This window comes from Lentimicrobiaceae bacterium (assembly GCA_023227965.1).
Taxonomy (GTDB): Bacteria; Bacteroidota; Bacteroidia; order Bacteroidales; family JALOCA01; genus JALOCA01.
Genome location: JALOCA010000030.1, coordinates 19685 through 45296, shown reverse-complemented (window position 1 = coordinate 45296; position 25612 = coordinate 19685). Strand labels below are relative to the sequence as shown.

At 44.0% G+C, this 25612-nt stretch carries 23 protein-coding genes; 17 read left to right on the top strand and 6 right to left on the bottom strand.

The genetic code is table 11. The features are described 5' to 3' along the window. The 5 genes from M0R21_10240 to M0R21_10220 all read left to right on the top strand — a co-directional run. Window positions 1-197, top strand: a 197-nt coding sequence (locus M0R21_10240) for a hypothetical protein (GenBank protein MCK9618200.1), incomplete at its 5' end; no start/stop codon positions are given. 17 nt (window positions 198-214) lie between these two features. After that, window positions 215-568, top strand: coding sequence for a hypothetical protein (locus M0R21_10235; protein ID MCK9618199.1), 354 nt, complete (start codon window positions 215-217; stop codon window positions 566-568). A gap of 65 nt (window positions 569-633) precedes the next feature. Next, window positions 634-873, top strand: coding sequence for a hypothetical protein (locus tag M0R21_10230; protein MCK9618198.1), 240 nt, complete (start codon window positions 634-636; stop codon window positions 871-873). 103 nt (window positions 874-976) lie between these two features. Next, window positions 977-1774 (top strand): hypothetical protein, encoded by a 798-nt coding sequence (locus M0R21_10225; protein ID MCK9618197.1) that lies wholly within the window; start codon window positions 977-979, stop codon window positions 1772-1774. Next, window positions 1774-2634 (top strand): nucleotidyl transferase AbiEii/AbiGii toxin family protein, encoded by an 861-nt coding sequence (locus tag M0R21_10220; protein ID MCK9618196.1) that lies wholly within the window; start codon window positions 1774-1776, stop codon window positions 2632-2634. Before M0R21_10225 ends, M0R21_10220 begins: the two co-directional genes overlap by 1 nt. A gap of 398 nt (window positions 2635-3032) precedes the next feature. Here M0R21_10220 and M0R21_10215 read toward each other — a convergent pair whose 3' ends face one another. The 3 genes from M0R21_10215 to M0R21_10205 form a co-directional block, all read right to left on the bottom strand. Continuing rightward, window positions 3033-8471 (bottom strand): N-6 DNA methylase, encoded by a 5439-nt coding sequence (locus tag M0R21_10215; protein MCK9618195.1) that lies wholly within the window; start codon window positions 8469-8471, stop codon window positions 3033-3035. After that, complete coding sequence (locus M0R21_10210; GenBank protein ID MCK9618194.1) at window positions 8461-8883, bottom strand: DUF1896 domain-containing protein; 423 nt, start codon at window positions 8881-8883, stop codon at window positions 8461-8463. The genes M0R21_10215 and M0R21_10210 overlap by 11 nt, the downstream gene beginning before the upstream one ends. Window positions 8884-9103: 220 nt before the next feature. Further along, window positions 9104-10555: a DUF3945 domain-containing protein gene (locus tag M0R21_10205; protein ID MCK9618193.1), complete on the bottom strand. Its 1452-nt coding sequence runs from the start codon at window positions 10553-10555 to the stop codon at window positions 9104-9106. 619 nt (window positions 10556-11174) lie between these two features. Between M0R21_10205 and M0R21_10200 the strand changes: the two genes are divergently transcribed. Further along, on the top strand, window positions 11175-11702 hold the full coding sequence (locus M0R21_10200) for an RteC domain-containing protein (GenBank protein MCK9618192.1): 528 nt from the start codon (window positions 11175-11177) through the stop codon (window positions 11700-11702). 94 nt (window positions 11703-11796) lie between these two features. Here the strand turns inward: M0R21_10200 and M0R21_10195 are convergent, their stop codons facing one another. Beyond that, window positions 11797-13806, bottom strand: a complete 2010-nt coding sequence (locus tag M0R21_10195) for a YWFCY domain-containing protein (protein ID MCK9618191.1) — start codon at window positions 13804-13806, stop codon at window positions 11797-11799. A 424-nt stretch (window positions 13807-14230) separates the two neighbouring features. Here M0R21_10195 and M0R21_10190 point away from each other — a divergent pair, with 424 nt between their 5' ends. The 4 genes from M0R21_10190 (at window position 14231) to M0R21_10175 (ending at window position 17819) form a co-directional block, all read left to right on the top strand. Then, on the top strand, window positions 14231-14953 hold the full coding sequence (locus M0R21_10190; GenBank protein ID MCK9618190.1) for a type IV toxin-antitoxin system AbiEi family antitoxin domain-containing protein: 723 nt from the start codon (window positions 14231-14233) through the stop codon (window positions 14951-14953). After that, on the top strand, window positions 14950-16041 hold the full coding sequence (locus M0R21_10185) for a nucleotidyl transferase AbiEii/AbiGii toxin family protein (protein MCK9618189.1): 1092 nt from the start codon (window positions 14950-14952) through the stop codon (window positions 16039-16041). Before M0R21_10190 ends, M0R21_10185 begins: the two co-directional genes overlap by 4 nt. 262 nt (window positions 16042-16303) lie before the next feature. Then, window positions 16304-16579: a helix-turn-helix transcriptional regulator gene (locus tag M0R21_10180; protein ID MCK9618188.1), complete on the top strand. Its 276-nt coding sequence runs from the start codon at window positions 16304-16306 to the stop codon at window positions 16577-16579. 10 nt (window positions 16580-16589) lie between these two features. Beyond that, window positions 16590-17819, top strand: a complete 1230-nt coding sequence (locus M0R21_10175; protein MCK9618187.1) for a type II toxin-antitoxin system HipA family toxin — start codon at window positions 16590-16592, stop codon at window positions 17817-17819. 75 nt (window positions 17820-17894) lie between these two features. Here the strand turns inward: M0R21_10175 and M0R21_10170 are convergent, their stop codons facing one another. Together M0R21_10170 and M0R21_10165 are read right to left on the bottom strand one after the other, a co-directional pair. Next, window positions 17895-19157 (bottom strand): relaxase/mobilization nuclease domain-containing protein, encoded by a 1263-nt coding sequence (locus M0R21_10170; protein ID MCK9618186.1) that lies wholly within the window; start codon window positions 19155-19157, stop codon window positions 17895-17897. Between the two features lie 39 nt (window positions 19158-19196). Continuing rightward, a complete protein-coding gene (locus M0R21_10165) occupies window positions 19197-19634 on the bottom strand; it encodes a MobA protein (protein MCK9618185.1) in 438 nt (145 codons plus the stop codon). Window positions 19635-19939: 305 nt separating this feature from the next. Between M0R21_10165 and M0R21_10160 the strand changes: the two genes are divergently transcribed. The 7 genes from M0R21_10160 to M0R21_10130 all read left to right on the top strand — a co-directional run bounded on the left by M0R21_10160 (window position 19940) and on the right by M0R21_10130 (window position 25600). Next, complete coding sequence (locus M0R21_10160) at window positions 19940-20134, top strand: hypothetical protein (GenBank protein ID MCK9618184.1); 195 nt, start codon at window positions 19940-19942, stop codon at window positions 20132-20134. A gap of 216 nt (window positions 20135-20350) precedes the next feature. Beyond that, window positions 20351-21103 (top strand): ParA family protein, encoded by a 753-nt coding sequence (locus tag M0R21_10155; protein ID MCK9618183.1) that lies wholly within the window; start codon window positions 20351-20353, stop codon window positions 21101-21103. Window positions 21104-21110: 7 nt separating this feature from the next. Next, a complete protein-coding gene (locus M0R21_10150) occupies window positions 21111-21572 on the top strand; it encodes a DUF3408 domain-containing protein (GenBank protein MCK9618182.1) in 462 nt (153 codons plus the stop codon). Between the two features lie 11 nt (window positions 21573-21583). Beyond that, complete coding sequence (locus M0R21_10145; protein MCK9618181.1) at window positions 21584-22309, top strand: hypothetical protein; 726 nt, start codon at window positions 21584-21586, stop codon at window positions 22307-22309. Between the two features lie 137 nt (window positions 22310-22446). Beyond that, entirely contained in the window at window positions 22447-22749 is a 303-nt protein-coding gene (locus tag M0R21_10140) for a DUF4134 domain-containing protein (protein MCK9618180.1), read from the top strand. Window positions 22750-22778: 29 nt separating this feature from the next. Next, entirely contained in the window at window positions 22779-23108 is a 330-nt protein-coding gene (locus M0R21_10135) for a DUF4133 domain-containing protein (protein ID MCK9618179.1), read from the top strand. Continuing rightward, entirely contained in the window at window positions 23105-25600 is a 2496-nt protein-coding gene (locus tag M0R21_10130) for a TraG family conjugative transposon ATPase (GenBank protein MCK9618178.1), read from the top strand. Before M0R21_10135 ends, M0R21_10130 begins: the two co-directional genes overlap by 4 nt. Window positions 25601-25612: the final 12 nt, after the last annotated feature.

Below are 25612 nucleotides of genomic sequence, written 5' to 3'. Positions count from 1 at the left end.
CTGAAGGATACAAACAGGTTTGCGAAAGGAACCTGTCGGCGGATGAAATCAAAGTGTTCAAAATGAATAAGGACAAATTCGTCAATGTCCGGCGTAATGAGTACGGACGGGTGTACGAATTGAAGGAGCAGTCGTTCAAAGCCGTCTACGATAATATTAGACAGAAATTAAGATGTAAAGTAATCCGGAATAATTAATATAAAAGTTATTGATTATGAGTTATATATTGATGGAAGAAAGCTTGTTTCGTTCGCTGATGGGGCGAATATTGAATCAGGCAACAGATGTAAATTACCGTTTCTCCGAAACAGACTATTGGATGAACGGCAAAAAGGTATGTGAGTTCCTGAATATCTCTCAAGGACTTTTAAGTGCACTGCGAAAAAACAATATGTTGTTTTACTGTCGAATAAAAGAGGCATATCATTACAAACGGTCAGATGTATACAAGATGAAAGTTTCAATGGATAAGGAACTGGTTGAAAGTGGCGCTATACTGGGTGGCTGCCGGATAATTAAGACTGAACAGGAAGCATTGAAAATATTTGAGAAAGGTACTAATGATTGACCAGAATCGATAAGTTTGGTTATTTAGTGCTTTTTGTCAGGTACATTAGGATTGCAATTAAAAAGATGATTGATGAATTGAAATTAAACCGATGGACGTTTACCTATATTGGAGCTGACCATGATGTTGAAAAATTCGCGGCATCCATTTCGATCACCAACACGATTCATTTTCAAAAGAATGAGGCAAATATGAAGGCAATGTTTGCAAGAGAAAGCAGTTCGAGAGCCAATTACAGTCAGAAAATAAGAGAGAAAAAGGATACGAGTGATGATTTTTATAATGACGATGATTCTAAAAAATAAAAATTCACGGGTTTTGTTTTAAACCAAAATATCCATATATTTGTATTGCTTTTCGTCTCAATATAAGGGGCAATAATTACCCCTTATCCTTAAACATAAAACAATGTCAAGAATTTATCAGTCGCATAACATTTCAGAAGAACAACAACGATTTATCAGGTTGCTTGATGATTTTGAAATACAGATTTTCAATCTTGCTGAGATCGAATCGTTGATTAATGAAAAGTCTCCCAACATTAATTCAATCCTTGAGAACCTCGCTTCCAAAAGCTTTCTGACTCGTATAGAAAGAGGTAAATACTGCCGTTCAAACTTTCGTAACGAAAACGTGATTGGCTGTTTTTTGGCAAAAGATGGTGCTGTTGCTTATTGGTCCGCTTTAAACAGTCACGGACTTACAACCAGATTCCCCAATAGTATTTTTATTCAGACGACCCATAATAAGCAGAAAAAGAATGTATTGGGTACTTCCTATAATTTCATCCAGATACCTTCCGGCAAAATGACAGGGATTTCAACCGAAGGCTACGGCAACAACGCTTTTCGCATCACAGATATAGAAAAAACAATTGTTGATTGTTTCGATTTACCTGCCTATTCCGGTGGACTCGAAGAGCTTCTTTCTGCTTTTTCCTCAGCAAATCTTTCCGCTGAGAAGCTAATAGAATACAGTAAAGCCGTTCACAACAAGGCGGCGTTAAAGCGGATGGGCTTCCTTGCCGAACTTACAGAGAAAAAAGGGTTGAAGTCATTTATACGCTATGCAAAATCTGAAATTAATACTTCCTATGATGCATTTGATCCAATGGGCGAACGGGTTGGAGAACCATTAGGAACATGGAAATTACGCCTGAATATGACCATCCCTCAAATATTAACTGCCAGTAACGTCTCATTATAATGATCTTACAAAAAGAGATTTCCACAAAAGCCGAAGCACAGAAAATCCCGAAAAGCACCATTGATAAAGATTGGGCTTTGGGCCACTTCCTGGCAGCTATTTATTCCGACCAAACGCTCAGAGATATATTGGTTTTCAAGGGAGGAACTTGCCTACGTAAATGCTGGTTTCCAGAATATCGATTTTCCGAGGATTTGGACTTCACCAGCCGATCATCCTCGTTTCAGTTCACCCGGAAACATTTGGAATCAATTTGTCTTCATGTGAAAAGTAATGCTGGACTTTTTACCCACATCTCTTCACTTAAGCAATTAAAATTCAATGATAAATTAACTGGGTATGCAGCCATCGTCAAATTCTGGGGCGCCGATCATTCCCGCAGTGAGAATCCCCCGTCTCCCGATCGTTGGCTCACCAGTATTAAAATTGAAATCATACTTTACGAGACATTGATTTTCCCGCCGGTCTTGAAAACCTTACATCACGGCTATTCTGATCAAATAGCCATAGATCCCAATCTTATACCTTGTTATTCCATTGAAGAAGTTCTTTCGGAGAAGATTCGTGCACTTATACAACGATCCTACACTGCACCCCGCGATTTCTTCGACATTTGGTACCTTTCCCGTAACCATCCTGATATCAATTATTCACTGGTTGTTGATGCATTCCACCGCAAGATGCAATTCAAAGGCTTATCATTCACAGGTATTAATCAGTTGATCAACTCATCAAACGATAAGAGCCTGAAAGCTGCCTGGAAAAGCAGTCTTGCCCATCAGCTTCCACCAATGCTATTTATAGATTATGAAACAGTTAAGAGTGATCTTTTAAAATTGTTCGAACAAATATTAAATTGATACACCCCTACATTTCTTCTGAAGTTTCATAAACGAATCATCAATAAAATTGCTTCTGATGATGATGTTGGGAATAGAGCACATTCAGATTTTTGATGGAATTAAACTTGAGCAGGTATTCTATCTGGATGATGGTAAGAAGGGATAGATCGAAGTATTTATCTACCTCCGGGTACCGGCCCATCAGAATTCGGAGCTGAAGCCTGGATATTTCGAACAGCGTGGACTTACTGCTTCCCAGGGTGAAGGCAGAGTTTCGCCCATGCTCTATACAGTCTGCCGTGTAGATCAGAATAGGAAATCTGGCCCGCCGTTACGTTAAATTTTGGGCAGACCAAATTGAGCCGGGTCTCTTCTTTCAGTTGTTTCAGGTCGAGAGATATTGGATCGTTCAGAAATTATTTGACTGTTTGCTTCGATTGGGTGAGTTTTAAGGGAGTTGGGTGCAGTTGATTGTCAGCCACAATCTCCGATGATTGTCCTTCCATTTGTTCGATAGGTTTCAGCGATAGCTTTATCTGTCGTTCGAGGTTGTTCAATTCGGTTTTCAATCCTTTTAGCTCATCTTCCTTTCGCCACACCGCTTCAACTACCTCTTTCAGCACCGGAATATCTTTCGATATCCTCTCGTTCTCCGCCCGGTACTTCTCCAACAGGCGGGGCATACTATCCAAAGCATGGATAAAGTTTTGCGCAGCAATTATAGGGTCTGTAGCCATCAGCCCGTTGTTGTAATTGTACAGGATTTCACCCGCGCCCTTAACAAAGAAGCGGTTTTGAACCATATCAAAACCTTCTTTCAGCGTGGTTTCAGTTTTTACCAAAAGAGTGAAGCCGTATAATGTACCAATGGGTTCATGCACACCATGCGTACGGGCATTGGCGCTTATCTCGTTCAGACTGAGACCTACTTCCTTCTGGTTACTTCCCTGCAAGCCATCCAGCTGAACCGGATTAAGCCTTGTTCCATCAGGCGCTGTTTGTACCCTATCATTAAAGGCTTCCATATCTTTGGAAATACGTGTAATCAGGTCATTGTTCTTTTCTGCGCTCTGCAAGATGTTTTCCAATTTGTAGCGGGACGACGATTTACCCCTTGCAAAAGCCTGCCGTTCACTTTCCAATGCTGCAATTTTCTTTTCCAGACGGGCTTTCTCCAACAATTCGGTATTACCCGAGAGGATAGCCACATACTCGGAAAAGTTCATGCCCCCTTTTTCGTCCAAGCTGCCTTCGTCGATGGTGCGACAACCAAGCGAATTGGTTTTGAGTTGCCGGATAAAGAGTTGCTTGTTATGCAGCAACCCAAATTTGTAGGCATCGAGCGATTTTTCGACCGCATACAGGATAACATCGACTTTGTTGTTTGCATAGAGTTTGGCAACCTCGTTACCTTTCCGAATACCGCGACCATCGCGCTGTTCCAGGTCGGACGGTCGCCATGGGCAATCGAGGTGATGAATAGCAACACACCGTTTCTGGGCATTAATGCCGGTTCCAAGCATTTCGGTACTACCAAACAGTACACGTATTTTCCCATCATTCATCCCGGCAATCATCGTTTTACGGGCGTTTTCAGTTTTGGCTTCCTGTATAAAACGCACCTCGCGTGCCGGAATACCGTGGTCTTCAACCAACTTACGTTTTATTTCGCTGTACACATTCCAATGACCGAGACGGTACGTTCCGAGGTCGGAAAAGACAAACTGCGTGCCCTTGTGCCTGTCGAAATCCCGGTAATAATCCGTTATACGGCGGGCGACATGGCTGGCCTTGTTGTCGATGTGGTCACCGTACCGCTCGGGTGCAATCATGCGCATATCCAGCGACATTTTCCGCGCATAATCGGTTGCAATGAGCATCTTGGCTGTCTTTTCATTGTCAGAAAGCGGTTCCCTGAATAAAAGCGTAGCATCGCCGTTTTTGGCAAAGGCAACCAGCCGTTCAATAAACTCCTGTTGGTCGGGTGTGGGCGGAATATTGTGCAGTATTTCGTTTTTCTCAGGGCGATCAATACCGATGTTTGCTGCCGTGCGAAAATCTGTTATTTCAGCATAAAAAGCTGCCAGTTCCGGAACTTTGATAAAGTACCGGAACCGCTCTTTCTGCACAATTTCGTTGGTTACCGAAAATTCGTAGTCAATGCTCTTTTTTGCGAATATCGCCGCCCAGGCATCAAAGGTGGTAATCCCCTGCCGTTCCAGTTCGTTCGGGCGCAGGTATTTGAACAACAGGTACAATTCTGTGAGTGAATTGGAAATGGTCGTACCCGACAGGAAAGTCGCCCCTAAATCCTTACCTGTGCGTCCCTGTATGGTACGCAGGGCAAACAGCATATTCAATGCCCGCTGCGAACCATCGGCATTACCCAGTCCTGCCACCCTGTCGTGCCGGGTGGTAAAGGTCAGGTTTTTAAATTTATGGCTTTCATCAACAAACAAGTGATCAATACCCATCAAACGAAAATCCACTGTATCGTCCTTCCGGGTTTCAATCTGGTAGGCAATATTCTTTAATTTGGCCTCCAGGTTTTGTTGCCTTTTAAGGCAACCTTTTAGCATGGCCCGCGAAACTTCTTTTCCCTGCCCGCGCAATACTTCCAGGTTTTCTTCAACACTATCCAGTTCTTTTTGTAAAATGTCGCGTTGTATATCGGGAGACTGCGGGATCATCCCGAATTGTTCATGCGTAAGGATAACAGCATCCCAGTTGTTGTTCTTGATCTCGTTGAAGATTTTCATCCGGTTGACAGGTGTGAAATCTTCCTTGCCTGGATACAAAACGCGGGCATTGGGATAAGCCGTACAAAAGGTCTGCGCTATTTCGTGAATATTGGCTTTTAATCCTGTTATCATCGGCTTGTTTACCAATCCCAGCCGTTTCATTTCCATGGCGGCACAACACATGATCAGCGTTTTCCCTCCGCCCACTTCATGGTCGCAAATACCTCCTCCGTTCAGTTTCTGCATCCATACGGCATCTTTCTGGCTTTTGTAAAGGTCGTCAATACCTAAACCTTTCAAATCCAGTCCGGGAAAAGTCTGGTGCGAACCATCGTAAGCCGGTCGTACAAAGCAGTTAAACGTGTGGTTATAAAGCCCGGCCAACCGGTCTTTAAACTCCGGCGATTGCTCGCGCAACCAATCCGAGAACCCCTTACGCATCTCGTCGATTTTCGAATTGGCCAATTGGATGGCATCGGCATCACGAACCTTTACTTCTTCTCCGTCTACCATAATCTTTTTTGTGATGTCTGGGGAGGTATTGTGCAAGGCGTGTTTAATCAACGCCACTCCGTCGAAAGTGCGGCTTTGCGATTTGACCGCATACTGGTCAGAGATCTTGGCGTTACTCCTGAAAGCCGTGACACTATACTCATCGCGACTTTGTGCATAGTGAATGTTGACGCCTGTTTCAAAAAGCCACGAGGCGTATTTTTCATAAATACCTGTTGGTATCCAACGCTCGCCGAAGTTGACGTCAAGATCGTCGAAAGCAATCGGCTTGGGCGTAGCTTCCCGCAGGGCTTTGAGCGAAGCGCCGGCAGCTTCATGCCCGGGATTACTTTCCAAAAAGTGTTCCACCTGTCCGGCTTTATCTATTACGTTGCCTGCAATGAATTTATCAGCCACCTCATAGAGGCCTACCAGCGGATTGAAATACACGGCTCCTTTAAGTTCTTCCAGTATCTCGTTCTGTTTATTTCCGGTAAGGGAAGCCATGTAACCGAGATTTACGCCCGCATGTTTATTCAGTGAAGCAGTCAGGGCTTCGCGGGCATTTTCGGCGTGGGTTATCTCATCAGGATTAAAAGCTACGGGACGGTTGAAAATATCGGCTTTAACCGACTGCCCATTTATATATCGTTCAAGGGAAAGGATTTCGCGCCCGCCGGCATCCATTTTAATCAGACCAAGGTTTTTGGCGTCATTCAGGTTGCCAAAGCTTCCCGTAAAATCATCGTACAGGCGGTTGAGCATATTACGAAGCGAAGGATTGGCCCGCAGACGTTCGGCCTCGTTGATATAAAGGTGATGGTAGGTGTCCCTAATTTCAATATAGAGCGAGGCCCTTTGCCGTTGGGAAGATGCCAGTTCCAGCGGGTGGAACATCGGCTGCAAGTTGTCAATGCCACGCAGGTAGCCGATGCGGTTGTCACCTTCGGATACCAATGAACCTTCCCGGTAATGTTTCAAGCGTTCAGCAGTAAAAGGAACAGGCTGGAGCCGTTCCTGCCGCTTTTCTTCTTCTCGTTTTATCCGGGCTTCTTTATCCGCGACGGTTTCAGGCAGTGGGGAAGAGGCATTCCTGATCTGTAAAAGCTCGCGCCAATCAAGGGACGCCTGTTCAACGGGTTTTGCCTGTTTGCTGCGGGTACGTGGCTTTTTAACTTGGGAACGTTCTGTTTCGGGAAGACCAAAAAGATCGTACAGGGAGATAAGCGGCTGCTGGGAAACAGAGAGCGGCGTTTCTTTACCGGAAACCTCCGAAGTCGGTATCCTGACCGTTGCTTTTGATAATTCCTCATTTCCAAACAGGGAGCCGGTAAACTCATTAAAAGAAACAGATGGTCGGGGCGAACCGGTTTCAGGAACCGGAATCGTGTTCATTTTAGGGGCTGCTCCCAAAGCTGGCACCGGTTGTGAAACAGTTTGCCCGGACTGCTCCTGTGTTTGTGGTGTTTGGGAAAGATAGCGTTCCAAGTCAAGGTGTTGTAAAAAATCTTCGCGCAACATGCCTTTTAACCCGGCAGCGATGCCGCTCACACCGCCATCGTGCAGGAATATCAATGCGGGCTTGCCATAAGGGTCGGTATCGACTTTTGAGGTCGTATGTACCACCCGGTCAAAGGCCTGAAAGAGGTTGTTTACCAGGATACCGTTGGACAGTCGGCGGGATTCGATAAAATCGTGCTGGCGCTGTGTCAGATTGGCCCCACGGGTCTTGCGTTGCAGGATAACAAGGTCACTGCCCACTTCAGTTCCGGCATGGTCGGTAAAAAGGTTATTGGGCAGGCGAACAGCGGAAACCGGCTGGCAATGTTCCATCAACCACTGGCGTACCGGACGGTTCTGTTCGGCATTGAGTACACCCTGTGAAGTGATAAAAGCCACGATACCACCATCACGCACCATATCGACTGATTTGAGAAAGAAATAATTGTGGACGGATCGTGCAGCCATGCGCCGCATTGGGTCGTTGTTCGCAGTAAAGACAGGATCATATACAGCCACATCGCCAAAGGGAATGTTCGAGGTAACAATGTCGTAATGATTGGAATAACGGCTTTCAATGTTTTCAAAACCTTCAGTCCGAACGTTATCCTTTGGATACAGTTGAGAGAGGATTTTACCTGTCAATAAATCTTTTTCAAAGCAAGTATTTTCACAGTCTGGGAATTGTTGTCTGAAGGCGGATGCAAAAGCGCCCGTTCCCGCTGAAGGGTCCAACAGGCGCATGGGTGCAATGCCTCGTTTGTGAAGGGTTTCCACCAGTACATTAACTACTTCCGGCGGCGTGTAAAAAGCGGTGAGGATGGAATTTTTCAGCGAACTGACGTAGCGTTTGTACTGTGCTTCATCACCGGCGCCTTCTCGCAATACTTCGTGCAGTTCAGTAACTAACGGAAAAAGGTCAAGATCACTTTTGGTCCAGTAGCGTTCATCGCCCGGATGACCGACAGGGTTTAATACGGCTTTGATACCGCCGAATCCCGAATAATTTTCCAGTACGGCCCGTTCTTCCGGGGTGGCTGTACGGTTCTCCTTTTCCAAAAGGAATATGGTTTTTATCGCATCAATGTTGCCGCGCAGATGCGTACGCTTGTTAAATGCCATCTTCGAGAAGGATTTGAATGGCGCCCGTCAGTTCAGTGTAAAACTGGTCGTATTCCTCAGTGGTATCAAAACCGTCGGACAGGTCGTATTTGTTAAAGACGCTGACCAGCTTCGGCAACAATTCCATCGCCACACTTTCTGCCAGCATGGGAGTGACTTCTTTCTCAAATTCGTTCCAAAGGATTCGGACAATAGTGCGGTATGGGGAAAACAGCAAGCCCGCATAAAGGACTTCGTTAGCAATTTCGCCTGCCTGATCATGGGCTTGCCCGTTTTTAACAGCTGTACTATAGGCATTGGCGGCGGCATCGCCCCGGGCAGCAATAAAAGCGTTATTGTTAGCTAAATGGGGATGGCTGTCCCTGAGGTAAGATAAAAGGGACAACCTGAAATAAGAAAGTTCCTGGGACATAATTATAAATTTTTAGCGGTTAAGTAAAAAATGGCGCCCGGGTATCCCACCCAGGCGCCGCCACTAAAAATTCATCATCCAATTGTGTTCAAACAATTTTCTGTTACAGGAACTTTCAGTGGCAAAAAATAACAACTTTATTTATTGGGATTTTCGCTATGTGCCGATTTTTAGTTGAAAACCGGATACTGTCTGAATCCCCTTATCAAATCCATAAAAGCTACATTTTCATGTCTTTGCCTTTATGGATTTGCTTGCCCTGATTCCCTGTAGGTTGAGTTTGCCCCTGTTTCAGGGGTTCATTTACCTTTTTGGTTGCTTCGTTGGTTTTGCCTTCAGAATTGACTGCAACCTGTGTCTGGCTTTCACTGGCGGGAGTAATTTCGGCACCCTGTTTCCTTGCCTTCTCAGGATTAAACTTGTAGAAGTCGAGTTTACCTTCCCTCTGGTTTATCTTCACGTAGGCATTGAACGGCTGGTCCTGTCCGTCTTTCAGCATTCCTTTGACGTAAATAGTTTTATCTTCCCGCAGGTCTTCCTGTTGTTTGGGTGTAAGTTCCACGCCCAACAGTTTTTGCGGAATGCGGACATTGTTGGGTTCGTTTTCATGGGACTGCTGCTGTTTGTTCTCCTGAAGGTTGCGGTTTTGGTCTAATCCTCCGTAACTGAAATCGAAGCTGCCTTTAGCCGCATTAAACTGGATGTAGGCATCGAACTTTTTAGGATTATCCGTGTCCTGGCTCTTTTTAGTGATCATCCCTTCGACCAGTACCACCTTGCCTTCTTTAAGGTCTTTTACCTGCTGGTGAGTAAACTCTACCCCTTTGAGCGATTGTGGAATGTTGAGCTTTTCAACCGGAACAGCTTCGAGGCGGTTGGTGATTTTGTCGAGCGAAATGAGTGCTGGAATTTTTTGTCCCGGACTTTGTTCAAGATCAACCACCCGTCCGGCATTGCCAGAAGCCAACAAGTTTTCTTTATCCTTGCCGGTAAGCATAGCCCCGAGAAAAGGCCTGTCCAGGTCAGGAGCTTTGAGGTAACTGTGGGGCTGGATGTTGTACATTCCATCGGGCATTTCTTTCAGGGACAGCCGCGCCTGGGTATCAAAGGTGATCCCTTCAAGGGTAAAAACAAGGTGGTTCAACGCCGGGGACTTGTGGCCGTATAGAATGGCTTTAAGCTGACCTGTATCTTCCAATAACTGCCTGTTGATACCCATGGTTGCAGCCTGAGACCAGTTGATTTTGTTTTCATCGATGGGCTGAAAATCGTTCTTCTGTCCGGACGCTGCACCTCCAGGTTCCTGTGCCTGTCCTTGTTTTTGCTCTTGCCGCTGGTCAAGGAACTGTTGCGGGTCGATACGGTAAGGTTCCAACGTTTTTGCATTAACGGGTTGCATCTCAATGATCTTACCCAGTACGTCTTGCGTCATCAGGAAAAATCCCGTGTGCGCAGGGTTTTTAGTCTGTTCAAGGAACTTTTTGAAAAAGTTTTCAAGTGCATTGCCATTTTTGTCAATGGCCAGAAAATCAGCAATATTTGCTCCATCAGGGCTGACTGTCCGTGGAATGCCGTTTTGGTCCATACCGGTAACGGCTTTTAATGCCTGTGGATTGGCGGCATCGGTTGTAAGCAGCACTCGTTTTTTGCTGTCGGTTAACTTTTCATCCATATTTCAAATGTTTTAAGGATTCTTGCATCACTATTAATGCAGAGATGAAAATAGGAATAACGAAAAGGTAATTTATAGGATTTCAAGGCGTTGGCTATTTAAGGCACTAACCTGACAGCTTGTGGCACCAAAACGTATTTTCAGGAAAATTTTCTCGGAAGCTGAAAGTACAATTGCATTTAAATACTGTTTGGGGTACTTCTTTTGTTCATTCACAGAAAGAATGAATCTTCCAAAGCAAATACACGGTTCAAAAAATTTACGGTTTCAGAAATAGGATATTGTTTGGGCTGTCCAAATCGTAGTCATTTTCTTCTATGTTGTAATCCAACTTTTCGGAGTACTATTTTTTAAGAAACTTTATGTTTTATTTTTCATAATCTTAATTCAGTGCCTATTACCTTTGTAGTTATTTTATACTTAAAAATATTTTGTTCATTTTGAAATATAATTCAATTGTTAAGCGTTGTTGTATTTACCATTTTTACCATTTATAAAAATATTCTAATAAAAATGAGAGCCTATGGAATCATTAACCAGAACACCGTTTTTCTGTATGATTTTGAAGAAAAATGACACGTCGACAATAGAGGCATTGTCACAGGCATATAAAAAATTCATGTCTCAGTTGGTACATGTCTGTACCAATGTAACGAGAGACATCCCGGCATTTTTCACCCTTAATTATACACATGTGGAACTGATGGCATTAAAAGAGGAGTATAAGGCAAGGGGTGTGAAAAAAAAAGTACCCGTCGGACACTATTTGTTCAAAGCTGTTTTGGCTGTTGAAAGCTCTATCGAATGGTTGCGGGTTCATCAAACCGATCACAAATCCCATATGCCAGAAAAGGCAAAAACCGACTTTTCACTGCAATGGACAGCAGATGGAATAGGCCTTTTGGAAATGGCCATGGCCCTGCACGAACGACATGCGATCAATAACGGAGAGGTATCCATTACCGCAATGGTAAATTTTTTTTTCAACCTGTTTGACATGAAACCGGGCAATTTCTTCTCAACTTACGGTGTGATGCGTATCCGGGCCAACAGCCGGACTCTGTTCCTTGACGAACTGAAAAGTTCTCTTGAGAATAAAATGGATAAGGACGATAACAAAGATGTCATGCACCGAAAGGGGAAATAATTAGGATTAAACCTGTCGAATCCGAAGAATTGTCAATACCGTTTTGATTTTAATCAATGAAAACTTCTCTGGAATAAGGCTGATAAAGCTGTACTTACTCTTGTTGTTGCAACAGGTGTGCCAGCTCGGGGTCGTTCTTTATTCGTTTCAGTTCATCTTTGACCATCTGTTTGGTTTCTGCTTTTATGCGGTTGTAGTTTTCCTGAATCATTTCCTTCATGCGGTCATTGCCCTGCCCATCAATAAAGCTGGTAATTACCGGAATCTTTTTATAGGCTTTGGTTTCAGCATCTACCTTTGCGGTATCGACCACCATTTCGGCGTGAAAAATCTTCTGTTCGATACGTTCATCAAAATTGTCGGCCACAGCACCTACAAACATTCCCTGTGTAAGGTTCGATATTTTACTTGGTGGGATCAACGAATCCATTTGCGTGCTTATCGATGTTGACTTTTCCCGCTGGTTAATGGTCATCGACTGGCGTTTTTGCAAAACTTTTCCAAAACGGTCGCTCAACGTTTTAGCTGTTTCACCAACAACCTGACCGGAGAAAATATTTCCAACGGTGTTCATCACCACGGCAGCCTCTTTATCCCCATAGTCCCGTTTAAGCTGCGAGAAATCCTGAAAGCCCAACAATACGGCAACTTTATTGCTCCGGGCGGTGGCAATCAGGTTGTCCAAACCTTTGAAGTAAATCGTCGGTAACTCATCGATGATAATGCTACTCTTTAACTGCCCTTTTTTATTTATCAGCTTAACGATACGGGAATTATACAAGCCCAAGGCAGCACCATAAATATTCTGCCGGTCGGGATTATTGCCTACCACCAACACTTTCGGATCATCGGGATTGTTGATGTCGAGGGTAAACTCGTCACCGCTCATTACCCAGTACAGTTGCGGGCTAATCATCCGGGATAACGGGATTTTAGCACTTGCAATCTGCCCCTGCAACTGGTCTTGCGCTCCACTCAACCAGGCATCCATAAAAGGCGACAGGTAGTTTTCAAGTTCAGGGTACGAAGTCAAAATTGGGAAAATATCCTCGTAGCGTTTATTTAAAAATTCGATGGCATGAGGGAACGTGCAATACCGACCGTCTTTGTAAATTCGCAGGTACCAGATAATGGCAGCAAACAGGATAATTGGGGATTCCACAAAGAAGTCGCCCTGTTTCTGTACCCATGTTTTGTTCAGGTTGAGCATGATGGTGTAGGCGCTTTCGTAAGCATCCGATATATCACTCATAAACGACGGGTTGATCGGGTTACACCTGTGTGAACGTGAAGGGTCGTCGAAGTTGATGACATAGAATTTCGGCACCTTTTTATAGCCTTTACGATGGTTCAGCAGGTGGTTATAAGCAATAGTTGATAAATCCGGGAATTTAAAATCGTAAATATATAGGGAAAAGCCTTTTTCGATCTGCTGTTTGATGAACTGGTTTACCACCGCGTAACTCTTACCGGAACCAGGTGTGCCAAGTACAATTGATGCACGAAAGGGGTTTACTACATTGACCCATCCATTGTTCCATTTCTTGCGGTAATAGAAACGGGTTGGCAGGTTGACCGAATACTCATTTTCGATTAACCGGGTTTCCTGCATGAATGATTCATTTTCCGTATTGAAAACATCCTCCATCAGGTTGTTCTTCAACAGGCGCGACATCCATATACCTGCGGTCAACAGGCAAAGGTAGCCCACACTTATCGTTAGGATATAAAACGCAGTACAAACCGTTGCAGGTAAGGGCAGATCAGGTAGCCATCCGTTCATAAAAAAGAGGATAAACCCAATGGTTAGGAACACATAAATTTTGTTCCAGGTAATTTTTTCCTCTTTAATACCTTTAGTACCTAAACATGATAGTGCAAGGAAAACTATTGAAAACAGTTTTGTCCAAAGGATGGTGGTAAACAGTCCCGTGGTCCGGTTGAAATTCAAAAGGATTTTATCGACCACCCCAATATTGATGTTCCACTCATGAACTGAACGGTAACAAAACCAGTAAATATGGATAATCACCAGTAAAATGCTGATGGCCCGCATAAACTCCATAACCTTTGCCAAACCTCTTAAATCGTCTTCCTGTTGCATAATGATCTTGTCTTAACTGTTTGGGATGCGAAAGTAGAAGATGATCCGGTGCAGTTGGGGATTTACAGCGATCTGGCAGCTTCTGGCATTGAGGTGGGCACTTGTGGCCGTGAATATTGGAAAATAAATCAGGAAAGTTATTATAGTTTTATCCTGATAAAAGTGTTGATATTTTACTGTTTTATCTTGATAAAAATGTATTTCGAACCACCGGAGCACCTCGAAAGTCGATTTCGTCATCTACCGTATTATTCACAAGTATCGGTTGTTATATTCCCGTTTTAGCCTGAAATGATTAAATGTTTGTAATCGTTCTAACTTAGCTGACATATAGACGAATTGCAAATAGATTATATCACAATTTTGGCAATGATGTCTATTCATTGCCAAAATTGTGATATATTTGTCCGTAGATAAATTTCACATGGTTACAACTAATGACATTTTAAACTTTGCCTTCACTCATAAAGTGTTTTCTCGAAAAGATTTGATTACTAATCTGAAGATTCATAATCAGATTGGATATCCGAGCTCACTTTCCGAGCAACTAAACCGTCTTTTAAAATCCGGATTAATAATTAGGCTTGAGCGTGGTATTTATACATTCCCGGATAATGCAAAGAAAGATTTTTCGATTGTTTGTTCCGAAGAAATCAAAAATATTAATAAGCAAATAAAAACACAGTTTCCTTTTGCTGATTACTGCATTTGGCCGGGTTCAGCTCTTTTGTCATACATGCACCACATTCCCAGTTTGAGTTTTGTGCTTGTGGATGTAGAACGTGAGGTTGCTGAATCTGTTTTTAATCTTTTAAATTCTAATAGCATCCAAAGGGTCTATCTCATGCCGTCATTAACCGATTTTGAAAGATATATTAATACCAACCAGGCTATTATTATTCGCCCGTTAATATCAGAATCCCCATTACAACTGGTTGAAGGAATAAACACTCCCACTATTGAAAAGATTCTTGTAGATATTGTTGGAGATGTAGAATTTTCTTTTTTGCAGGGAGTAGAAATAAACTATGTTTATACCACAATTTTTGAAAAACACAGTATTAATAAAAACAAACTATTACGCTATGCTGCCCGACGGGGAAGAAAGCAGTTAGTAGAGGAACTGTTAAAGACCAATAAATTATGATCCACCCCGATAGTCGAACTATAGAATGGATGAAGCAGGTAGCTGTTGAGAATAAATTTTCCGACATTGTTCTTATTGAAAAGTCGATAAGAGCCTTTTCATTACTGGAATCGTTAGTGATATCCGGGTGCCCGTTTGTCTTCAAAGGAGGAACTGCTTTAATGCTTCATCTGGATAGCGCTAAACGACTTTCCATCGATATTGACATTATCTGTCCCCCAGGAACAAACCTGGAGAAATACTTACATAAATATGCCCATGAATACGGATTTGGTGATGTAAAATTGGTCGGGCGAATTAATGCTCATAATGTTCCAAAAACACATGCTAAATTCTTTTACCTGGTATCCTACGTTACCAATACCGAAACAGAATTTATTCTTCTTGATGTATTATTCGAGGATATTCATTATTACGAAATAGAAAAAGTGCCCATTCAAAGTCGTTTCCTAAGATTGGAAGGAGAGCCGGTAATGGTAAATGTACCTAGCAAGGCTGATATGTTAGGAGATAAATTAACCGCTTTTGCTCCAAGCACCACGGGCATTCCATATTTCAAGGGACAGAAAGACTGCTCAATGGAAATCATAAAGCAACTGTTTGACGTTGCCTCGCTATTTGATGTAACAGACAATTTAGCTGTTACTTCCAAGACTTTTAAAAAGTTTGCTAAGGTTGAACTGCAATATCGGAATCTTGACCCGGAAAATCTTGCCCAGGTATTCGCCGATATTTATCAGACCTCCCTTTGTATATGCCTGAAAGGTCAGATAGAACCCGATAATTTCAAAATACTTCAGACCGGAATAAAAAGAATACAAAGCTTTATTCATAGCGAAAAATACAATATCGATAATGCCATTGTCAATGCTTCTAAAGCAGCGTATCTTTCAGTTTTAATAAACAATGAAATAACAAAAATAGCTCATTTTGACCCTCAAAACGTGGAGCGTCTGCGGGAAGCAGTTATTCGAGAACCTATGCCTACAAAATTAAACAAACTTAAAAAGACCAATGTGGAAGCTTTCTTTTATTGGAATGAGATGTACAATATTCACAATGCTCAATTGATACAAAATATAGATTGATTTACATTCTGGAACAACGCATTATTAATGAAAAACTTCCGTTAGACAAATCCAAATATTAAGGAGCTATTTGTCAGATCAAATACCATTTTAAGACTATGTGGGTAAATGTGCCGGGCGAGTTAGGCAAATGTTCCGGGGAATAAAGGGATTCAGACAAAATATAGAATTCAGCCTAAAAACAAACAGGAAAATATTAATAGATAATATATTAGTTATTTTTGTTATTTTTAATTATATTTGGATAATATTTTAACCATACATGATGTATTCATTAGAGCCAACACCGTCGGAGGTAAGTAAAGCCCTGGCCGAAAGACACCGCATCCTGCGAAAACAGCTAAAAATGTCGCAGGAAGAAATGGCCGAACGTTCGGGCGTTTCCCTGGGCAGTTTAAAGCGTTTTGAGGTCACCGGTAAAATATCGTTGGATTCGCTGCTGAAACTGACGCACCTTTTAGGACGGTTGAATGAATTTGACAACCTCCTGCTTGTAAAAGAAAACCTTGATGAGGTTAAAAAACTATTTACAGAATAAGCAATTACCAATGGCCGGTATCAATAAATTATTCGTATCACTGCTTCTCGAAGGGAACAGGTTTGAAGTTGGGGAACTGGTGCTTTCCGGCCAAAAGATCTATTTCAGGTACAACTCTGACTTTCTTAAAACCGGGCTTAATCTTTCGCCCATAAAACTCCCCTTTTCAGAGGAAATAGCAAGTGCAGAGAAACAACCTTTCGACGGATTGTTCGGAGTGTTCAACGACTCCTTGCCTGACGGCTGGGGCAGGCTGTTACTGGATCGCTCCTTATCTGCCAAAGGGATTGAAATTGCAAGCATAACACCTTTGGACCGGTTGGCTTATGTCGGCATCCGGGGAATGGGAGCCCTTGTGTACACACCGGAAATTGAACCTGAAAAGACAGCAGACCTTGTTCCTGAACTGGACATCCTTGCCGCTGAAATGAACCACGTACTCCAGGGGACCAGTTCTGAGATCATTGAAGAATTATTTATCCTGGGAGGATCATCCGGTGGTGCCAGGCCAAAGATTCTTGCCGCATACAGCCCGCTTACCGACGATTTGGTACACGGTGTGGACAACATCCCTGAAGGTTATGAAGAATGGATCATCAAATTCCCGTCATCATCTGATAACAGGGAGATTGCAAATATTGAATTTGCCTATCACAAAATGGCGCTGTTGGCAGGCATCGAAATGAGCGAATGCCGCCTTTTTAAAGGAAAATCAGGACAGGTATATTTTGGAACCAAGCGGTTTGACCGGATAGCTGATAAACGTCTGCATACACACACCGCGTCCGGCCTTATGCATGACAACTTCAAAATGAGTACGATGGATTACGGGCATTTGATGGATTGCGCTTTCCGGCTGGAAAAACACGTGAAAGCTTATGAAAAAGTTTTCAGGCTGGCAGCATTCAATGTGTATTCGCATAACCGGGACGATCACAGCAAGAACTTCTCCTTTCTGATGAATGCCAAAGGGGAATGGCAGTTTGCCCCGGCCTACGACCTGACCTTTTCATATTCCGGCTACGGGTTTCACAGTACCATGATAGGGGGGGAAAGTAAAAATCCGGGACGAAAAGAGCTTATGAAACTGTCCACACATTTTGGGTTGAAAAATCCGGGCTCCATTATCGAAGAGGTTCAGGAGGCTATAAACCAGTGGAACACAATTGCCCATGAATATGGTATTACCAGGGAAACAAGCAGTACCATTCAAACAGCAATGGATAAGATCAGGGACTAAGTAAGGATATCTGAAAAATCATCAGACAAATCAGAATCATAAAAGTGTTGTCTGTCTGATCAAATTTTACATGCACTATGTAAGACTCCCATCCTGCCTCCCATACCGCCGTTTCTTCTTCCGTTTCTTCTTCAACTGACGGTAATTGTCATCGGTATTACCTGTAACTTCAGGAGACAGAAAAGCAAACAGACCACTTACCGAATCCCCGATGTCGGAGACGGTTGTTTTTTCAATGCGGAAGGTATCGTCCAGGATTAAAGTTTTCTGCAAATCGGCAGGCGCATACTGCGGCCCACCAAATCGATCATTAAACGCATTGGCAGAAAACTCTTTTCCAAGGCGGGAGCCATTAAATACACAGCGGTCATTGTGGTCGATAAAGGTAACCCCATAAATACGCCTCTGATCGTTACGGCGCAGTACCAGATCAATGTTTACTACCCGCAATTTCGCCCGTAACTCACTTTCACTAGCGGCGGTATTCACAGCACCTATAACTACCGTCCGTGTGCGTTCCCTGAGGCCTTGCTGTTTTATCTGTTCTCTGGATTTCACCATCTGTTTTTCCAACCCGTCGTAACCAACCGATTTACCAAACAAGGAAGATTTAAGCGGTGTGCCGACTTTATTCCCATCCTTATCCAGTGCTGAATACACCAATCCCCGGTATGGTTTTCCCCTTACTTCTCCTTTGACTTCTTCCAATCCGATATTATAAAGAGAAAGCAAAGCGCGGTATTCTCCCAGCGATTGGAACTTATACATGGCTGCCAACGGTTTTATTACCGCAGAAATCTGTTTTTTCAGGTTGCCTTGCGCCGGATCTACCGTTGTAAGTTGCCATAGTTCCGGTTGCTTTTGCCCCTGTGCCGGAATCAACCCGTATTTCTGTTCCAGCAGTTCGGTAATCTCCTTACTGCGTTTATGCTCGAAACTGCTCCTGATCAACTTGCCCTCGCAATCCACCCGCAAGGAAACAATGTGAATGTGCTCGCGCCCGATATCCTCATGCTTGAAAATAAGGTATGGTTGACTGCCGTAGCCCAACTGCTCCAGATACTCACACCCGATTGCCGCCAGTTGGTTATCTGTCAGTTTATCATCTGGGTGCGGGTTAAGCGAAATGTGTATTACCGGTTTTTTAGTCGGCAAATGTTCTGGCGATGGCATCCAGCGTGCAAAATCCGCAGCACATCCCTGTACGCTGAAGTGTCCATCTATCGGCTCACAAACAAGGTTCGTGGCAAGGACTTTTCCCATTCCTTCGTCCACCTTCTCCTGGTTGTAAGCCAATGCCCCGTAAAGGCTATTCCCGGTGTTTATTTTGGCTATCATTTTTCAATTATTGTTGATTCTGAATGATTTTTCCCGGATTTATTTCATCATAAACTGCTCTTTAAAATCCTGAGAAAGCTTTACAATTTGCTCGCTAAGTACCACTAGTTCCTTTGTAATACTTTCCAATCTATACAGCAATGCCAGCGTCTTTTTCTCCGAAAAATGCGAATGCAGCTCCTTTACCACTTGATTATAATTGACGCCCAGCGCACGGTATTGCGCGTAAAACGAAGTCAGTTTGGTCACGTATTCGAGTGCCGCGCGGTCTGTTTTCACCACACGGAACGTTTGATCGAACACCCGGGCCTTGATAAAAAGCGCTTTGGCGTGCATACCCGACTCTTCGAACAAGGTCAGGAATTGTGCGTTCTCTACATTGGTAAAACGTACCATTACACAATTTGTAGCGGGATCGTCCTCCTGCGGCCGTCCTCCTTTTCCCCGATTGCGGGATGTTTTCTTTTCCTCTTTCATTTCATTGATATTTACAGTAGGGCATCCGGCACAGGGTTTAAACCTGTCTTTAATCTTCCTGAAAGCAACCGACTTCGGAGGTTGCTTTACCCCCCTTGTGGGGCAAGCAGTTCCGGGTTACCGGAATGGTTTCGGGTAACCCGAAACACAGCTTGCTATTTGCCGAAGCAAATAAAATCTGCCTTTTACTGGCAGATCATAAAAGTTGCCTGAACGGAGAATGGCATTTTCAATGCTCAGGATGCTTCCCGGCTCAAAGGTAGATGACCGGCCAAACACTCATGCAGTAGCGCATTATGCCACAAATGATCAAATCGGTGCCACTTATCGTCAAGCCCTCGAATAGTAAAAACGGGCTGCCACAAAGCCATTTATTTGCAATGTCGGTATGCACACAAGGATGTTGGCAGGTACTGCAATACGGCCTTATTTACGTATGGACATTGGGACAGACAAACGGGAATACCTGCTCAGGTATGCAGGTAGAACAATACGGATAAACCAATGTGCGGAAACAGGTAAAAACAGACAAACGTAAGGATGTAACAACATACCAACACACCTACATCCCAACGTATTTCCGTACCAACTTACATCCCTGCGGACAAAAGTAAGCAAGCAGGTACTTAGGTAGCCAGGCAGATAAGTCCGTATGCAGGCAGATACATGAAAAGATACCCAGATAGAAATATACAAACCATTAAAAAAATCAAGTAATGAAAAAAGAAAGTAAGTACGTGGCATTCTCCACGCAAAAGGGAGGTGTCGGAAAGACAACGCTGACCGTGTTGGTGGCAAGCTACCTGCACTATGTGAAAGGGTACAGCGTGGCTGTGGTCGATTGCGACTACCCGCAATACAGCATCGTGGAAATGCGGGAGCGCGACCTAAAAACAGTCATGGAAGATGATCATTACAAGCTTATGGCTTACCGGCAGTTTACCACCCTGGGACGCAAAGCCTACCCTGTGGTAAGCAGTACTCCGGAAGATGCCATGCAGGTGGCTTCGCAACTGGCAGAAACCGGCGAGTTCGATTTTATTTTCTTCGACTTGCCCGGAACGGTGAACAATGCCGATGTTATCCGGACCCTTTCACAGATGGACTATATCTTTTCGCCCGTCAGCGCCGATAGGGTAGTATTGGAAAGTACCCTGCGCTTTGCCGTGGTATTAACCCAACAACTTATCACTACCGGAAAGGCAAAAATCAAAGGACTGTACCTGCTATGGAACATGGTGGACGGACGTGAAAAAACGGAACTCTACCACGTGTACGAACAGGTGATCGAAGACCTGCAATTGCAGGTTCTGAAGACTTTCATACCTGACAGTAAACGGTTTAGACGCGAACAATCTGCCGCGCACAAAGCAGTGTTCCGTTCCACCCTTTTCCCTGCCGATAAATTGCTGATTAAAGGCAGTAACCTCGATACTCTCTCTGACGAAATCCTTACACTAATCAACTAACTGGGCTATGGCAAAGAAAAATGAACTCGTAAACCTGGATGGAATAGATGCAGAAAGCATCATCCATTCGTTTCGCACAACGGATCACCTGCAAATGGTGAAAGATGCCAAAGACGTTGGCAGTGAAAAAGACAAAGATGTCAAAGATTCACAACAGACACAGGAAATGGAAACTCCGGCAATGATAAACCCGGAATCCCTGAAAGAAGAAAACCGTCGCCGCCGGGGAAAACCGCAGGACTACGAAAGCCTGTTTATTCGCGAGGCAGGCGGTATCACGGCACGGGAAGGAAAAACGGTTTACATCCGAAAGCAGTACCATGACCGCATCCTGAAAATCGTGCGGGTTATCGGCGGTAATGATCTCTCCCTGTTTAGCTATCTGGACAACGTTCTGGAACATCATTTTGCCTTGTTTCAACAGGAGATTACCACGCTGTACAACAAGAAAAATGAAGGGATATTTTAGCACATAAGGTTATGAAAAGCATTTTTATTACCGCCTTCATGATTTATATCCTTTGGGTAGTGCTGTACCTGCTATGGGAACGCTTTTTCCGCAGACCGGGCAAACAGCACCATGCATCGCCAGAAATACCCTCCCGAAATTCCCATGACGACGATATTATGGGGAAAAGCACTTTTGACCTGCGCCACTCACTGCCAGAAGCTACCAAGCCTGAAAATCAAAAAAACGGGATACAAAAGGAAGATAGTTTTGCTGCGCCTTCACAAGTGAAACCGCCGATAAGGGTTCCTGACAAAGAATTGGATGAAACCTTCTGGCACAACAGGGCCGACAACCAACCGATGGGCATCAGTGTGCCTCTGGAATATGACAGCAATAGTCACGGTGATAACCTATCAGAAGAAGAGGACGAGCAGTCGTGGATCCCCGGAAACGTTACCCTGGCCGAAGGGTCCACTTTCGAGGAAATGGGAGCTGCCGTGCGGACCGTAGTGCATCACCAAACCGCCACCATTCCCGAAAAGGAAGAGGCCGGAGGGACGCTGCTGGAAATCCGGCAAACGGATATGTTCGAGCAGTTGGTACAGAGCGAACCCGGACGTAGGGATATTGTCAGAGAGGTGATAAACCTGCACCTGGCGGCTTACCACCGCCGGTCGGATGAAAGTATCATCGTAGGACATGACACCACTGGTGGCGAAGTACCCGGTAATTTTGATATTAAAAATTTTGTGTAACCATAAAAAAATCAAGGCAATGAAACAACATGACTATGGGTAAAACGGATAAGCGCGCCACTAAAAATTCAAATCATCCAATTATTCATCCGGAGTAAAGGACAATCTACCCTTTTTACCACTTTAAAACAGTTTTTATGAACAAGAAAAGATTTCTTTTTTCAGCGGCCGTACTGATGGTCGCTGCATCATCCGTACTTGCCCAGGGCAACGGAACAGCCGGTATCACCGAAGCCACACAGATGGTAACCTCGTACTTCGATCCGGCCACTAAACTGATTTATGCCATTGGCGCCGTCGTTGGGCTTATCGGCGGAGTGAAAGTTTATCAAAAATTTTCGAGCGGCGACCCCGATACTTCGAAAACCGCGGCCTCGTGGTTTGGCGCCTGTATCTTCCTGATTGTGGCGGCTACCATTCTGCGTTCTTTCTTCCTTTAATCTGCCATACAAAACATCTAATCAGAATTATGGAATACATGATCAATAAAGGAATAGGAAAAAGCGTGGAGTTTCAGGGGCTTAAAAGTCAATACCTGTTCATCTTCGCGGGTGGGCTGCTCTCTGTGTTTATCATTTTCGTAGTGATGTTCATGGCTGGCGCCAACCAATGGATTTGTATAGGTTTCGGAGTAATAGCCGCTTCGTTGCTGGTATGGCTGACCTTTTCACTTAATGCAAAGTATGGAGAGCATGGCTTGATGAAGCTTATGGCCAGGCGGCAACACCCACGCTACCTGATCAACCGGAAGGTCCCACTTCGCCTGTTATTCTTGAAAAAGAAAGGGGTAACGCCATGAGGAATATGTTAAAAGCTGCCACCATTGAAAGCAAGTTTCCGCTGCTGGCCGTTGAACACGACTGTATCATCTCTAAAGATGCCGACATTACCGTCGCCTTTAAAGTTGACTTGCCGGAACTCTTTACTGTCACAAGTGCAGAGTACGGAGCCATTCACTCGTCATGGGTAAAGGCCATTAAGGTTTTGCCTGATTACAGCATTGTCCACAAAGCGGATTGGTTCGTAAAAGAGCGATATGAACCCGAAACAGACCGGGAAGATATGAGCTTCCTGTCCCGTTCGTTTGAACATCACTTTAACGAACGCCCTTTTTTGAACCATACCTGTTTTCTGTTCCTGACTAAGACCACGAAGGAGAGGATGCGGATGCAATCGAATTTCTCATCCTTGTGCCGTGGCTTTATCCTGCCCAAGGAGGTAAACAGGGAAACGGCGGTAAAATTCATTGAAGCTGTGGGACAATTCGAAAGGATTGTGAACGACAGCGGGTTTATTACCCTGACCCGTTTAACGTCTGACGAAATTACCGGAACGGAAAACATTGCAGGGCTGATCGAACAGTACTTTTCGCTCTCGCCTTCAGATACCACCTGTTTACAGGATATGGAACTGGGCGCCCAGGGGCTTCGCATCGGGGATAAACACGTATGCCTGCATACGGTTTCTGATGTGGAAGACCTGCCCGGACGGGTGGCTACTGACCGGAGGTTCGAAAAACTATCGACAGACCGTAGCGATTGTTTGCTCTCGTTTGCTTCTCCTGTTGGTTTGCTGCTTTCATGTGACCATGTTTATAACCAGTTCATTTTTCTGGAAGACAGCGCCGAAAACCTGCGGAAATTCGAAAAATCCGCCCGTAACATGCAGTCGCTTTCACGCTACAGCCGCGGAAACCAGATAAACAAGGAATGGATTGACAAGTATTTGAATGAGGCGCACTCATTCGGACTGACTTCTGTTCGCGCCCATTTCAATGTCATGGCATGGAGCGATGATTCTGAAGAGTTGAAGCATATTCGAAACGATGTAGGGTCGCAGCTTGCCCTGATGGAATGTAAACCCCGCCACAATACGGTAGATGCGCCCACCCTATACTGGGCCGGTATTCCCGGTAATGCCGCAGATTTCCCTTCGGAAGAAAGTTTTTACACCTTCATCGAACCGGCGCTGTGTTTCTTTACCCAAGAAACCAACTACCGCAGTTCGCCCAGTCCGTTCGGTATTAAAATGGTTGACCGTATTTCGGGTAAACCCATTCATCTGGATATTTCCGACCTGCCGATGAAAAAAGGGATAATTACCAACCGCAACAAGTTTGTACTCGGACCAAGCGGCAGTGGAAAATCCTTCTTTATGAACCACCTGGTCAGGCAATATTACGAGCAGGGTGCACATGTATTGCTGGTAGATACGGGAAACTCTTATCAGGGGCTTTGTACCCTGATTAACCGGAAAACCAAAGGAGAAGATGGTGTTTATTTTACCTATACCGAGGATAACCCTATCTCGTTCAATCCTTTTTACACAGATGATTACCAGTTTGATGTCGAAAAAAAGGACAGTATCAAAACACTGCTTCTGACCCTTTGGAAAAGTGAAGATGATAAAACCTCTAAAACTGAATCGGGCGAACTGGGTAGTGCTGTAAATGACTATATCGGACAGATACAGGCAGACAAAAGTATAATGCCTTGTTTCAATACTTTTTATGAGTTTATGCGGGATGTTTACCGAGAGAAGATGGAACAACGGGAAATTAAGGTAAGCAAAGAGGATTTCAATATCGACAATTTGCTTACTACCCTTAAGCAATATTATCGTGGAGGGCGTTTTGATTTTCTGTTGAATTCCAACAAGAATATAGACCTTCTTTCCAAGCGGTTCATCGTCTTTGAAATTGATGCCATCAAGGAAAACAAGGAGCTTTTTCCGGTAGTGACCATCATCATCATGGAGGCTTTTATCAACAAGATGCGTCGGTTAAAAGGGGTTCGTAAACAATTGATAATTGAAGAAGCCTGGAAAGCCATTGCCTCTGCTAATATGGCTGAATATCTGAAATATATGTATAAAACAGTGCGTAAATATTTCGGGGAAGCCATAGTGGTTACACAGGAGGTTGATGACATTATTTCAAGTCCTGTGGTCAAGGAAAGCATCATCAACAACTCCGATTGTAAAATCCTGCTGGACCAGCGCAAATACATGAACAAGTTCGATTCCATACAGTCATTGCTGGGACTGACTGATAAGGAAAAGGCTCAAATCCTCTCGATCAACATGAACAACCATCCGTCGAGACGGTACAAAGAGGTCTGGATCGGACTGGGCGGGGTACAAAGCGCCGTATATGCTACCGAAGTTTCGCCGGAAGAGTATATGACCTACACCACGGAAGAAACCGAAAAAATGGAAGTGCTGAAACTGTCCGAAAAGCTGGACGGCAACATCGAATTGGCCATCAAACAACTGGCAGAGAATAAAAGATAAAAGCTCCTGCGG

Bases quoted from the DNA above. Each gene is read 5' to 3' on its own strand.
- M0R21_10130 (MCK9618178.1), top strand. From the start codon at position 23,105: ATGAGGAATATGTTAAAAGCTGCCACCATTGAAAGCAAGTTTCCGCTG.
- M0R21_10220 (MCK9618196.1), top strand. From the start codon at position 1,774: ATGATCTTACAAAAAGAGATTTCCACAAAAGCCGAAGCACAGAAAATC.
- M0R21_10210 (MCK9618194.1), bottom strand. From the start codon at position 8,883: ATGTCCCAGGAACTTTCTTATTTCAGGTTGTCCCTTTTATCTTACCTC.
- M0R21_10180 (MCK9618188.1), top strand. From the start codon at position 16,304: ATGATGTATTCATTAGAGCCAACACCGTCGGAGGTAAGTAAAGCCCTG.
- M0R21_10170 (MCK9618186.1), bottom strand. From the start codon at position 19,157: ATGATAGCCAAAATAAACACCGGGAATAGCCTTTACGGGGCATTGGCT.
- M0R21_10150 (MCK9618182.1), top strand. From the start codon at position 21,111: ATGGCAAAGAAAAATGAACTCGTAAACCTGGATGGAATAGATGCAGAA.
- M0R21_10175 (MCK9618187.1), top strand. From the start codon at position 16,590: ATGGCCGGTATCAATAAATTATTCGTATCACTGCTTCTCGAAGGGAAC.
- M0R21_10140 (MCK9618180.1), top strand. From the start codon at position 22,447: ATGAACAAGAAAAGATTTCTTTTTTCAGCGGCCGTACTGATGGTCGCT.
- M0R21_10195 (MCK9618191.1), bottom strand. From the start codon at position 13,806: ATGCAACAGGAAGACGATTTAAGAGGTTTGGCAAAGGTTATGGAGTTT.
- M0R21_10225 (MCK9618197.1), top strand. From the start codon at position 977: ATGTCAAGAATTTATCAGTCGCATAACATTTCAGAAGAACAACAACGA.
- M0R21_10135 (MCK9618179.1), top strand. From the start codon at position 22,779: ATGGAATACATGATCAATAAAGGAATAGGAAAAAGCGTGGAGTTTCAG.
- M0R21_10215 (MCK9618195.1), bottom strand. From the start codon at position 8,471: ATGGCATTTAACAAGCGTACGCATCTGCGCGGCAACATTGATGCGATA.
- M0R21_10200 (MCK9618192.1), top strand. From the start codon at position 11,175: ATGTCTCAGTTGGTACATGTCTGTACCAATGTAACGAGAGACATCCCG.
- M0R21_10190 (MCK9618190.1), top strand. From the start codon at position 14,231: ATGGTTACAACTAATGACATTTTAAACTTTGCCTTCACTCATAAAGTG.
- M0R21_10205 (MCK9618193.1), bottom strand. From the start codon at position 10,555: ATGGATGAAAAGTTAACCGACAGCAAAAAACGAGTGCTGCTTACAACC.
- M0R21_10230 (MCK9618198.1), top strand. From the start codon at position 634: ATGATTGATGAATTGAAATTAAACCGATGGACGTTTACCTATATTGGA.
- M0R21_10165 (MCK9618185.1), bottom strand. From the start codon at position 19,634: ATGAAAGAGGAAAAGAAAACATCCCGCAATCGGGGAAAAGGAGGACGG.
- M0R21_10185 (MCK9618189.1), top strand. From the start codon at position 14,950: ATGATCCACCCCGATAGTCGAACTATAGAATGGATGAAGCAGGTAGCT.
- M0R21_10160 (MCK9618184.1), top strand. From the start codon at position 19,940: ATGATCAAATCGGTGCCACTTATCGTCAAGCCCTCGAATAGTAAAAAC.
- M0R21_10145 (MCK9618181.1), top strand. From the start codon at position 21,584: ATGAAAAGCATTTTTATTACCGCCTTCATGATTTATATCCTTTGGGTA.
- M0R21_10235 (MCK9618199.1), top strand. From the start codon at position 215: ATGAGTTATATATTGATGGAAGAAAGCTTGTTTCGTTCGCTGATGGGG.
- M0R21_10155 (MCK9618183.1), top strand. From the start codon at position 20,351: ATGAAAAAAGAAAGTAAGTACGTGGCATTCTCCACGCAAAAGGGAGGT.